Below are 11,537 nucleotides of genomic sequence, written 5' to 3' on the forward strand. Positions count from 1 at the left end.
GGTCTAGCTCACCTCCCGGGGTAGTGTGAAAACCACGTCCTCATCCGCCTGCACGGTCTCGGTCACGCGCGTGCGCCCGAGCCCGCCCAGGCACCGCACCAGCTCGGCCACCAGGTCCGGTGGGGCCGAGGCGCCCGCGGTGATCCCGATCCGCGTCGCGCCGGCCAGCCAGCGCAGGTCCACTTCGGACACGTCGTCGACGAGCCGGGCGCGTGTCCCCCGCCGCCGCGCCACCTCGACCAGGCGCAGCGAGTTGGACGAGTTCGCCGAGCCGACCACGAGGACGAGGTCCGCCTCCCCCGCCACCGCCGTCACCGCGCGCTGGCGGTTCGTGGTGGCGTAACAGATGTCGTCGCGCCGCGGCCCCTCGATCGCGGGGAACCGCGAGCGCAGCACCGCGGCGATCTCCTCCGCCTCGTCGACGGCCAGCGTGGTCTGCATCGCGTAGGCCACCCGGCTGCCGTCGGGCGCCCGGACGTGCGCGGCCGCCTCGGCGTCGTCGACCACCACGATCCGCTCCGGCGCCTCCCCGACCGTGCCCTCGACCTCTTCGTGGTCGGCGTGCCCGATCAGGAACACCGTGTCGCCGCGCCCGGTGTAGCGCTTGACCTCGGTGTGCACCTTCATCACGAGCGGGCAGGTCGCGTCGATCACGCGCAGGTCCCGCGCCTGCGCCGCCACACGGACGGCGGGGGCGACACCGTGCGCGGCCAGGACGGTCGTGGCGCCGCGCGGCACCTGTTCGACCTCCTGCACGAACACCGCGCCCAGCGCCTCCAGCCGTCGCACCACGTGCGCGTTGTGCACCACCTGGCGGCGCACGTAGACCGGCGCGCCGTACCGCTCCAGCGCCCGCTCGACGATCTCGATGGCGCGTTCCACCCCGGCGCAGAACGACCGCGGGCTGGCGAGCAGCAGCTCGCCCTCCCCCGCGGCCTCGCACCACTCGCGCAGCGCCGGGACCGCCGCCCGCAGCGACCGCAGGCCGCTGAGGCCGCGCAGCACCGTGCCCGGCCGCCACAGCGGCTGCTCCGGGGTGTCCACGATGGCCCGGACCACGGCGACCGGGCCGGGCAGCGCGGCGAACTCCGACGACTCCATGTCGACGGCGAGTGCCCCGTTGCGCGCGAAGCGAGCCCGTTCCGCACCGTCCACGACGGACGGAGACGACGCGATGGGTCCGAGGTGGACGGTCAGGCCGAGCCGGCGCAGCGCACCGGCGAGCATCGGCGCCGACGGCAGCGGAACCCGCCCGTCCGGGCCGTCGATCTCGGTCGCCACCACCAGGTCGCCCGGCCGCACGTCGGGCACGAGCGCCCCGCCGACCCCGGCGACCAGGACCGGCCGACCGGCCGCGGCCAGCCGCTGCGCCGACTCCGGCGCGCGGCGCGGGCCCATCCCGCCGCGCAGCACCACCAGGCCCGGCGTCCGCAGTGCCGAGGCCTCGACGCGCAGGGGCGCGACCACGACCCCGGTCATGACCGGCCCAGGTACCGGCCGAGCGCGGTCACCGGGAACACCAGCCGGTACAGGTGGTAGTTGATGTAGAAGTCGCCGGGGAAGCCGGTGCCGGTGAACTGCGGCTCGTCCCAGGTGCCGTCTTCGCGCTGGGTTTCCGCCAGCCACCGCACGCCGCGCGCGGTCACCTCGGAGTCCCGCTCCCCCGCCGCGAGCAGCGCCAGCAACGCCCACGCGGTCTGCGAGGCGGTCGACTCGCCGCGCCCGGCCCACGACGGGTCGCGGTAGGAGCGCAGGTCCTCACCCCAGCCGCCGTCGGCGTTCTGGTGCTCGGCCAGCCACCGCACCGCCCGCCGGATGGCGGTGGCCGACGCCGGCACCCCGGCCTCGACGAGCGCGGGCACGACGGCCCCGGTGCCGTACACGTAGTTGGCGCCCCAGCGGCCGAACCACGACCCGTCGGGCTCCTGGTGGTCCAGCAGCCACTTCACACCGCGCCGGCATTCACGGCTGCCCTCCCGGCCCTCCTTGGCGAGCATCTCGACCACGTGCGCGGTGACGTCCGCGGACGGCGGGTCGATCACCGCGCCGAAGTCGCAGAACGGCAGCTTGGTGGTCAGCTCCTGGGTGTTGTCGGCGTCGAACGCGCCCCAGCCGCCGTCGCGCGACTGCATGCCGGTCACCCACTTCACGGCCCGGTCCAGGGCTTTGCCGAGCCGCTCCCGGTCCGGGTGCGCGACGCGGCGCAGGCCGAGCACGACCTCGGCGGTGTCGTCGGTGTCCGGGTAGAGGTCGTTGGCGAACTCGAACGCCCACCCGCCCGGGTCGAGGTCCGGCCGCCGCACCGCCCAGTCGCCGCGCACCGTGATCTCCTCGCCGAGCATCCAGTCGACGGCCTTGAGCACGTGCGGGTCGTCGCCCGGCGCGCCCGCGTCGAGCAGCGCGGTGATCGCCAGCGCGGTGTCCCACACCGGGGACTGGCACGCCTCCAGCCGCCGCACCGTGCCCTCGGGCGTCTCCTCGCGGATCAGGAACCCCTCCAGGCCGGCCAGTCCGGCGCGCATCGCCGGGTGGTCCAGCGAGTAGCCGAGCAGGTGCAGCGCGAGCAGCGAGTACACCCACGGGGGCTGGATGCCGCCCCACCCGCCGTCGGCCTCCTGGCGGGCCAGGATCCACTCCGCGGCCTGCCGCATCGCGAACTCGCGCACCGGCTTGACCGCGACCTTCGCGTAGGCGTGCAGCGCCTTGTCCAGGTAGTGGAATGCGCCCGACCAGGTCCACGGCGCGACCAGCCCGCCGCGCTTGACCCCGGTGCGCAGCTCGTCGATGCCGAACGGCAGCGGGCGGACCGGGCGCAGCGTGCTGACCACGGTCAGCGGCACCACGGTCTGGCGCGCCCAGCAGGCCCAGTCGTAGACGTTGAGCGGCACCCACGAGGGCAGCAGCACCAGCTCCGGCGGCATGTTCGGCAGGTCGTCCCAGGACCAGAGCCCGAACAGCGCCAGCCAGATCCGGGTGAACACGCGGCTGGCCTCGACCCCGCCACCGGCGCGGACGAACTCGGCGGCCCGGCGCATGTGCGGCTCGTCCGGGGAGTCCCCGGCCAGCCGCAGCGCGACCCACGCCTCCAGCGTCGTGGACAGGTCGCCGGGGCCGCCGTGGAAGGTGGCCCAGGTGCCGTCCGCGCGCTGCTGCGAGCGGATCCAGCGGGCGGCCTCCTCGGTCTCGCGTGCGGTGCGGATGCCGAGGAACTCCCGCATCAGCAGGTCCTCGGCGTCCATGGTGACGTTGGTCTGCAGCTCGCCCTTCCACCAGCCGCCGTCGCGCTGCAGGCCCTTGAGGTGGGCCACGGCGCGGTCCAGCGCCTCGGCGGCGCCGGCGGCGGATCTGGTTGCCGGATCAGCGGTCTGCGTCATTCAGGCCTCCCTGGTCACGATGAACCGCGCGAGGGCCAGCAGCTCCTCGCGCACCCGTCCCGGGACCTCGGCGTCCTCGAGCTTGCGCCGTCCCGCCGCCATCCGGCGGTGGGCTTCCTCCAGCGCCCACGCGCGCCCACCGGCCAGGTCGACCAGATCGGCCGCGCGGCGCACGGACCCGTCGTCGGCGACGTCACCGCCGGTCAGCCACGCGGCCAGCTCCCGGCCGGGCGCGCCGCCGTGGGTGATCGCGTAGGTGACCGGCAGGCTCTTCTTGCGGGCCCGCAGGTCGGAGTGCACCGGTTTGCCGGTCACCGACGGCTCGCCCCAGATCCCGAGCACGTCGTCCACCAGCTGGAACGCCAGGCCCAGGTCGGCGCCGAACCCGGCGAGCGCGCTGACGGTGCGCTGCGGCGCGCAGGCGAGCACCGCGCCGATCGCCGCGCTGGCGGACAGCAGCGCGCCGGTCTTGCCGCCGGCCATGTCCAGGCACTCGTCGAGGGTGACGTCGTCGCGCTGCTCGAACGCGACGTCGAGGACCTGGCCGCGAATGAGCTCGCCGACCGCCTCGGCCAGCAGCCGGGCCGCCGCGACCGCGCCCGGGCCGTCGGAGTCCAGCAGGACCTCGTTGGCCAGGGCGAGCATCGCGTCGCCGGTGAGGATCGCGCTGGCCGCGCCCCGCACCGCCCACACGGTCGGCCGGTGCCGCCGCTCGGTGTCGCCGTCCATCAGGTCGTCGTGCAGCAGCGAGAAGTTGTGCACCAGCTCCACCGCGACCGCGCCGGGCAGCCCGGTGGCCGGCGGCGGGCCCGCGGCCTCCGCGGACAGCAGCGCCAGCGCCGGGCGCACGGCCTTGCCGCCGCCGGAGGTCGGGTTGCCGTCCAGATCGGTCCAGCCGAGGTGGTAGTAGGCGATGGCGCGGCTGGCCGGGTCGAGCCGGTCGACGGCGGCCCGCATCGCGGGCAGGACGGCCTGCCTGCCCTGCTGCAGGGAATCGAGTACAGCGGTCATGCGGGTATCCCTTCCGATCGGCCCGGCACCTCCGCGGAGGTGCCGAGTACGGCTTGGGCGGCCGCCTCACCGCTGCGCACGGCGCCCTCCATGGTCGCCGGCCAGCCGGTGGCGGTCCACGCGCCGGCCAGGACCAGCCCCGGGGCGCGGGTGCGGGTGGGCGGGCGCAGTCCCGCGCTGCCCGGCGCGGGAGCGAACGTGGCGTGCCGCTCGCGGGTCACGAAGAAGTCGAGGACCTCGGCCTCCCGCGCGGCGGGCAGCACCGCGCGCAGCGCGGGCAGCAGGCGGTCGCGCAGCACCCGCACCGGCAGCTCGATCTCCTCGGTGGCCGCGGACAGCGAGATCGCCAGGTACTGGCCGCGGGCCAGGCCGGCGGAGGCGGTGCGGTCGAACACCCACTGCAGCGGCGAGTCGACGACGGCGAAGAACGCCTGGCCGGTGACCGGGCGGTCGAACACGACGTGGGCGTTGACGATCGGCGAGCTGCCCAGTGCGTCCGCGAAGTCCGGCGGCAGCGGGACCGCGCCTTCGGGCAGCAGTTTCGCGGCGACCGGCGGCGGCACGGCCAGCACGACCTGGTCGGCCTCCACCGGCTCGCCGGCCTCGACGCGCCAGGCGCCGTCCGCGCGGGACAGCCCGGTCACCTTCGTGTTGAGGCGGACGGTCGCGCCGGCCTCGGTCAGCCGGGCCAGCGCGGGCTCGCCGTGCAGCTTGCGCAGCGGCACGGTGGCCCAGCCGATGTCGGCGGCGCCGGCGTCGGTCAGCAGGCCCACCTGGAACACGGTCGCGGCCAGGCCCAGCGACGCCTGCTCCGCGGGGGCGTTCAGCGTCGCGATGCCCACCAGGTCCCACAGTTTCGTGATCGCGTCGCGGCTCTGCCCGTGCGCCTGGAGCCACTCGCCGAAGGTGCGCCGGTCGGAGCTGGGCGCGGCCGGGTCGACCGACTTCAGCGCGAGGGCGGCACCGGCGAAGCGCATCCGGTCGCCGAGGCCGAGCGGGATGTAGCGCAGCACCGAGTCCGCGAGGTGCAGCGGCGCGGGCAGCGGGTTGCGGCGCAGCCACACCGGACGGCGCAGCCGCGGCGAGTGCACCGGGATCTCCAGGCGCGGCTGGAGGTGCACGCGGTCGGTCACGCCGAGCCGCCGCAGGAAACCCAGGTAGGCGGTGCAGCAGCGGAGGAACACGTGCTGCCCGTTGTCGACGTGCAGGCCGTCGCGGGTGAACGAGTGCGTCAGGCCGCCCAGCAGGCCGCGCGACTCCAGCAGCGTCACCTCGTGCCCGGCGTCGGCGCAGCGCAGGGCCGCGGTGATCCCGGCGAGACCACCACCGACGACCGCGACCCGCTGGCTCATGCCGCCCGCCCGCCCAGGGCGCGGACCGCCACGCCCAGCTTCTCCCGCCCGGACAGCGACAGCCGCTTGTCGTACACCGCCGACGGCTGCTCGGCGATCCGTTCCAGCAGCTGCCGGTAGATGCCGGCCATCGCCAGGCAGCACGGGCCGCTGCGGCGGTCCAGCAGCGGGCCCAGACGCAGACCGTCGGCGTACCACTCGCGGGCGCGGGCGGCGCTGTGCCGGATCAGGTTCGCCAGGCCGCCGTCCGGGTCGGCCAGCGCGCCCTGGTCGATCCGCAGGTCGACCCCGAACGCGTCCAGGTCCTCCTCCGGCAGGTAGATCCGGCCGTTGAGGAGGTCCTCGCGGATGTCGCGCAGGATGTTGGTCTGCTGCAGGGCGATGCCCAGCGCGTCGGCGTAGTGGGCGGCCCGCGGGTGCGGCCGGTGCCCGAACACGCCCAGGCACAGCCGTCCGATCGACCCGGCCACGCACCGGCAGTACTCGGTCAGCTCGTCGAACGTGCCGTAGCGGCGGCCCTCGATGTCCATCCAGACGCCGTCGAGCAGCTCCTCGAACGCCTCCAGCGGCACCGGGTAGCGGCGGGCGGCGTCGGCGACCGCGACCATGACCGGATCGGTGCTGCGGTCCAGCGCGGCCAGCTCCTTGCGCACCGTCTCCAGCCGCGCGGCCTTCTCCTCGACCGGCAGGTCGCCGTCGCCGATGTCATCGACGCGCCGGGCGAGCGCGTACACCGCGCACAGCGCCGAGCGGCGCTGCCGGGTCAGCAGCCGGATGCCCCAGTAGAAGTTGCGGGCCTCCGTCCTGGTGATGTCCTCGCAGGTGGCGTAGGCCTGTTCGATCGTGGGTGTCGTCATGACAACCGACCACCTTCCCGGATCCGGCGGACATGGGCGGCCGGGCGCACCAGCAGAGCGATCAGGTGCGCCAGGACGTCGGTCTTGCGGGGGCGCGGGGTGCCGGCCAGGACGTCCCAGCGTGCCCGGCGCAGCGCGTCGAGGGTGGCCAGCCCCCCGGCGATGTAGCCCGCGACGGCGAGCCGCGCCCAGCCGTGCAGGCGGTCCAGCAGGGCCGCGCCCTCGGTGAGCAGGTCCAGCGCGCGGGCGGTCTGCGCGGCCACGGCCAGGCGCACCGGGCGGCTCGTCGTGGGCGCGTCCAGGTCGGCCTCCGTGGCCCCGAACGCGGCCAGGTCCGCCTGCGGCAGGTAGACCCGCCCGTTGCGGCGGTCCTCGGCGACGTCCTGGCAGTGCTCGATCAGCTGGAGCGCGGTGCACACCCGGTCCGACAGCCGCTCGGCGGCGGGGTCGCGCACCCCGAAGACGCGCAGCACGATCCGGCCGACCGGATCGGCCGAGAGCACGCAGTAGTCCTCCAGCTCGGCCTGGGTGGCGTACGTGGCGACACGCTGGTCCTGGAGATTCGCCCGCACCAGGCGATTGAACGGGTCGAGTTCCAGATCCCGGCGCCGAATCGCGGGAAGAAGATCACGTAATACCCGTTCGTGTGGTTGATCCCCCCGGAAGGCGCGTTCCAGATCGCGCTGGAATCGCAATAACCCGGGCGTGCGATCCGCGGCTGCCGACTCGTCCCCCAGATCGTCGATGACACGCGCGACGTCGTACACCGCCACCAGGTCCGCGCGCAGGTCACGGGGAAGTATCCGCAGCGCCACGGGAAAGTTCTCGGCGTGTTCCTTTTCGCGCAGCGCGCGGTCGCCGACCGTGCCGGGACCTGGGGGTGCGGGAGCCATCGCCTCATAATCACTCCGCGGCCGCCGCGAATTCTTCGCACCGGAAACAAAAATGAAGAAGCCCCGGTTGTCACGAGCTGACAGTATTGACCCGGACGATGGACGGCACGCGGGCGGCGAGTGGGGGTCCACGACATGACCGGCAGACGAGCGGAGACCAGCGACGGCACGCTGGCGGAGCTGGCGGCGGCGACCTCGAAGCGGTTGCCCCGGATGCTGGACGACGTGGCGCGGCTGCTGAACGAGCACTGGCCGGACTACGCCGAGTTCATCGTCACCGAGCGGGACGAGGTCCTGGTCTCCGCCAACATGTTCCTGCAGCGGCTGCTGCGGATGGCCAAATGGGACATCGCGGAACTGTCCGGCATCGCCGACCAGGCCGGCGACCGGTTCGGCGAGCAGCCGCTGTTCGAGGAGATCGGGCGCGCCCAGTGGCAGCAGGGCCGCGACCTGACGAGCCTGCTGTCGGCCTACCAGATCGGCGCGCGGGTGGCCTGGCACCACGTCGCCGAGGTCGCGCTCGAGGTCGGTGTCCCCTCCGACATGTTCGCCTCGCTGGCCGAGGCGGTGTTCATCTTCGTGGACCAGCTGTCCTCGGCGTCGGCGCGCGGATACGTGCTGGAGCAGTCCGAATCGGCGGCGATGCGGGAACGGCTGCGCGACGAGCTCGCCGACATGTTGCTGTCCGACCGTTCCGATTCCGCCGCGATTCGCGCCGCCGCGGCCCGGGTGGACTGGCCCCTTCCCCGGCAGGCTGCGGTGGTCCTGGTGGAGCCGGACAACCCGGTCGGCAGCGCGCTGCTGGGGCGGCTGGGGAACTCGTCGCTGCACGTCCGGCGGCAACGGCTGGTCTGCGCCATCGTGCCCGATCCGGACGGTCCGCAGCGGCGCCAGCGGCTGGCGTCGGCGTTGCGCGGCGCGGGCGCGGTGGTCGGGCACGCCGTGCCGCTGGAGCACCTGCCGGCCAGCATGCACGTCGCCGAGCTGGCCGCGCAGCTGCGCCGCACGCACGTGCTGGAGGACGATCCGGTGTTCGTCGACGAGCACCTGGACTCGATCATCGTGCGCCGCGACGCGAAGCTGTTCGACGCGCTGCGGCACCAGTGCCTGGCTCCCCTGGCGCCCCTCGGCCCGGTGACGCGCAAGCGGTTGTGCGAGACGCTCGCGTGCTGGCTGCGGCACCTGGGCGACCGCCGGGCGATGGCGGAGGAGCTGCACATCCACCCGCAGACCGTGCGCTACCGCATGACCCAGCTGCGTGAGCTGTTCGGCGAGAGCCTGGACGACCCGGACAACCGCCGCCGCCTCACGCTCGCCCTCGCCTGGGGCGGCACGGAATCCGGCGACCTCTGACTCTTCAGTCCAGTTCCGCCAGCACCGCGCGGAACTCGGCGAGGAAACCGTCCACGCTGTCCACCAGCGCCGTGTCCACGGTGGCGCTCATCGAGAACGAGCCGTACCACCCGAGCACGCCGATGGTGAACGGCGTGCCCGGCGCGAGCGGGATGATGGCGAACGCGGTGCGCAGCGGGAAGTCCCCGAAGTTCACCTGCCACGCCGCACCGGGCATGTTGGACACCGTGCCGTGGAAGAACCGTTCATTGTAGACAGTCCGGGCGAACCAGGAGTGGCAGAACGGCGGCATCAGGCCGGCCAGCGTGTGCTGCACGAACCGGGACGCGACGACCCGGGTGCCGGTGCGCAACCGCCTGGTGGCCTTGGCAATGCGCCGCAGGCGTTCGGCTTCGGGCATCTCGCCGAGCGGGATGTCCACCATCACCGCGGCGGTGACGTTGCCCTCCGCGCCGGGCCGCGGTTCGGCGGCCATCAGCGTGACCGAGGTCAGCATCGACTCCGGCAGCGGCGCGACCGCGATCCGCCGCAGCGCCCCGGCCACCCCGCCCAGGAGCAGGTCGGTCACCCGCACGCCGTGCTTGCGCGCGAGCTCGCGGACGTCGTCGAGCGGGATCTGCAGGGTCGCGTAGCGGCGGTCCGGCGGGTCGCCCGACGGCAGCCGGGTCTTGGGCCGCCCGTCGGTGGCCAGCTGTGCCAGCCCCACCGCCCCGGCGGCGGCCTTCTGCAGGGCGTTGGGCTGCTTCGTCTCGTTGATCCCGTCGAGCAGGCTGGGCGAGTCGAACAGTTCGAGCATCAGGCTGATCGTGCCGATGCCGTCGGCGACCGCGTGGTGCACCAGCGAGATCACCGCCGCGGTGTTCTCCTCGACGCCGCGCACGACGGCGAACCGCCACAGCGGCCGGTCCCGGGGCAGCGGCTCGCTCTGGAACCGCGCGACCAGCTCGTGCAGCGCCCCCATCCCGCCGGGCGTGCCGTCCGGGCGGGTCAGGTCGAAGTCGGGGACGTGCCAGTCCCAGTCGATGTCCGGGTGCGGCACCCAGTGCTGCCGCCGCCAGGGCGAGTAGTCCGACAGGCGCTGCGCGTAGCGGGGCATCGCGGGCAGCTTGTCGCGGATGGCCTGTTGCACCCACTCGCGCGTCGGCCCGGCGGGGCAGGCGGTGGTGTCGAGCATGATCAGCCCGCCGACGTGCTGCGGGTAGGCCGGGGTCTCGACGTGCAGGAAGAACGTGTCGGAGGCGGACACCCGGTCGACCGGCCGGGCGACCTGGGCGATCCAGGTGGCCGCGGCGATGAACACCACGGCGGCGGCCGCGTCGATCCAGTAGTGGTTGCCGGTGGCGATGATGACCGCGAACGTGATGGCGACGTGGATCGCGCTGACGATCTGCACGAGCCAGCCGCCGCGGATGCGGGCGAGGACGACGGAGACCCACAGCGCCCACCCGACGTGCAGCGAGGGCATCGCGGCCAGCTGGTTGGCGCCCTGGAGCATCGGCGAGCCCCAGGACAGGAAGGTGTGCCCGAGCCGGACGGTGTCGACGAACCCGGCGCCTTCGAGCATCCGCGGCGGCGCGACCGGGTAGAGCCAGAAGCAGGCGAGCGCGAACAGGTTCAGCCAGACGAAGCTGTTGCGCACCGAGCGGTAGTGCACCGGGTGGCGGGCGTGCACCCAGATCAGCAGGATGATCGCGCTCGCGATGTAGGTGATCGCGTACTCGTAGTTGGCGAAGACGCGGATCCAGCCCTGCTCGGCGAGCCACAGGTTGACCGGCAGCTCGAAGTCCAGGTGCATCCAGCGCTCGAACGCCAGCAGCGCCTCGCCGTTGGCGTGCGCGCGGGGCTCGCGGCCGGGCAGCGGGAACGCCTCGACCAGCAGGTACACCCCGAACAGGGCGAGCCCGAGCAGCAGTTCACCCCACCAGCCCGGGCGCCGGACGGCCGCCGCGCGGGCGTCCTGGACCACCGGGGACCGTGAGGTGGAACCGACGGTGAGCACACCGTCATATACCACGCTTCGTGGCCGGTGCGCTTGCTCGAATCACCGTTCGACCCCGTAATGCAGTGGGAGACGCCCGGCGCGGGCACGGCGTCGACGAGGCGGAGCCGCCCGTGCGCGGGGAGTTGCCGGCAGTGGCGATCGCGCCGCCACGACGGCGGGCGAAACCGGAGCTCAGGCGGCGGCCGCCACCCGCGCGAGCGCAGGACTCACCCGCGCGAGCGCAGGACTCACCCGCGGGAGCGTGGGACTCGCCCGCGGGAGCGTGGGACTCGCGGCCACGGGGCTCGCGGGAGGTCAGGCGGCCGCTGGTGCCGGGGTGTGGCGGCCGGCCAGGCGGAGCGTCACGCCGTCGCGGCGGAGTTTGCGCCAGCCGTGGCCCACGCAGGCCGCGACGGTCAGCGCGGTCAGCAGGCCGCTGAGGATGCCGCGCGACATCAGGCCCGCCTCGACGCCCCAGTGCAGGAATCCGATGGTCATCGCGGCGTCGATGAGCCGCGAGCCGCCCCACAGGAGGGCCACCTCGATGAACACGCGGTTCACCGTGCGGTGCTTGAACAGCTCCGCGGGCAGCCGCACGAAGTCCTTGGCCAGGCGCGCCGTGATGGGGCGCCCGATCATCGCGCTGCCGACGAAGATCAGGAACATCAGCACCGAGCCCACGGCCGGTTGCAGCACGTACACGACCGCGCTGGACG

General features: G+C 73.9%; 9 protein-coding genes. 1 reads left to right on the forward strand and 8 read right to left on the reverse strand.

What is annotated here, in order from left to right:
* Positions 1 to 3: 3 nt before the first annotated feature.
* From ispH to hpnC, 6 genes are read right to left on the reverse strand one after another with little or no spacing between them, the layout of a single operon-like run.
* Positions 4 to 1,479, reverse strand: coding sequence for a 4-hydroxy-3-methylbut-2-enyl diphosphate reductase (gene ispH / locus D0D15_RS26460; protein ID WP_115944819.1), 1,476 nt, complete (start codon positions 1,477 to 1,479; stop codon positions 4 to 6).
* Positions 1,476 to 3,374 (reverse strand): squalene--hopene cyclase, encoded by a 1,899-nt coding sequence (gene shc / locus D0D15_RS26465; protein ID WP_094008056.1) that lies wholly within the window; start codon positions 3,372 to 3,374, stop codon positions 1,476 to 1,478. The genes ispH and shc overlap by 4 nt, the downstream gene beginning before the upstream one ends.
* A complete protein-coding gene (locus D0D15_RS26470) occupies positions 3,375 to 4,385 on the reverse strand; it encodes a polyprenyl synthetase family protein (protein WP_115944820.1) in 1,011 nt (336 codons plus the stop codon).
* Positions 4,382 to 5,737: a hydroxysqualene dehydroxylase HpnE gene (hpnE, locus tag D0D15_RS26475; RefSeq protein ID WP_094008058.1), complete on the reverse strand. Its 1,356-nt coding sequence runs from the start codon at positions 5,735 to 5,737 to the stop codon at positions 4,382 to 4,384. Before hpnE ends, D0D15_RS26470 begins: the two co-directional genes overlap by 4 nt.
* Positions 5,734 to 6,594, reverse strand: a complete 861-nt coding sequence (hpnD, locus tag D0D15_RS26480) for a presqualene diphosphate synthase HpnD (protein ID WP_094008059.1) — start codon at positions 6,592 to 6,594, stop codon at positions 5,734 to 5,736. The genes hpnE and hpnD overlap by 4 nt, the downstream gene beginning before the upstream one ends.
* The gene (gene hpnC, locus D0D15_RS26485) at positions 6,591 to 7,487 is read right to left on the reverse strand and encodes a squalene synthase HpnC (RefSeq protein WP_094008060.1); all 897 of its coding nucleotides are present in this window, start codon (positions 7,485 to 7,487) and stop codon (positions 6,591 to 6,593) included. Before hpnC ends, hpnD begins: the two co-directional genes overlap by 4 nt.
* Before the next feature lie 135 nt (positions 7,488 to 7,622).
* Here hpnC and D0D15_RS26490 point away from each other — a divergent pair, with 135 nt between their 5' ends.
* On the forward strand, positions 7,623 to 8,840 hold the full coding sequence (locus D0D15_RS26490) for a PucR family transcriptional regulator (protein ID WP_233157465.1): 1,218 nt from the start codon (positions 7,623 to 7,625) through the stop codon (positions 8,838 to 8,840).
* Between the two features lie 4 nt (positions 8,841 to 8,844).
* Here D0D15_RS26490 and D0D15_RS26495 read toward each other — a convergent pair whose 3' ends face one another.
* Both D0D15_RS26495 and D0D15_RS26500 read right to left on the reverse strand, forming a co-directional pair.
* Complete coding sequence (locus D0D15_RS26495) at positions 8,845 to 10,806, reverse strand: bifunctional phosphatase PAP2/O-acyltransferase family protein (RefSeq protein WP_233157466.1); 1,962 nt, start codon at positions 10,804 to 10,806, stop codon at positions 8,845 to 8,847.
* A 330-nt stretch (positions 10,807 to 11,136) separates the two neighbouring features.
* Positions 11,137 to 11,537, reverse strand: a 401-nt coding sequence (locus tag D0D15_RS26500; protein WP_482746741.1) for a DUF3159 domain-containing protein, incomplete at its 5' end; no start/stop codon positions are given.

The organism is Amycolatopsis thermalba (genome assembly GCF_003385215.1).
In the GTDB taxonomy this organism is placed as follows: domain Bacteria; phylum Actinomycetota; class Actinomycetes; order Mycobacteriales; family Pseudonocardiaceae; genus Amycolatopsis_E; species Amycolatopsis_E thermalba.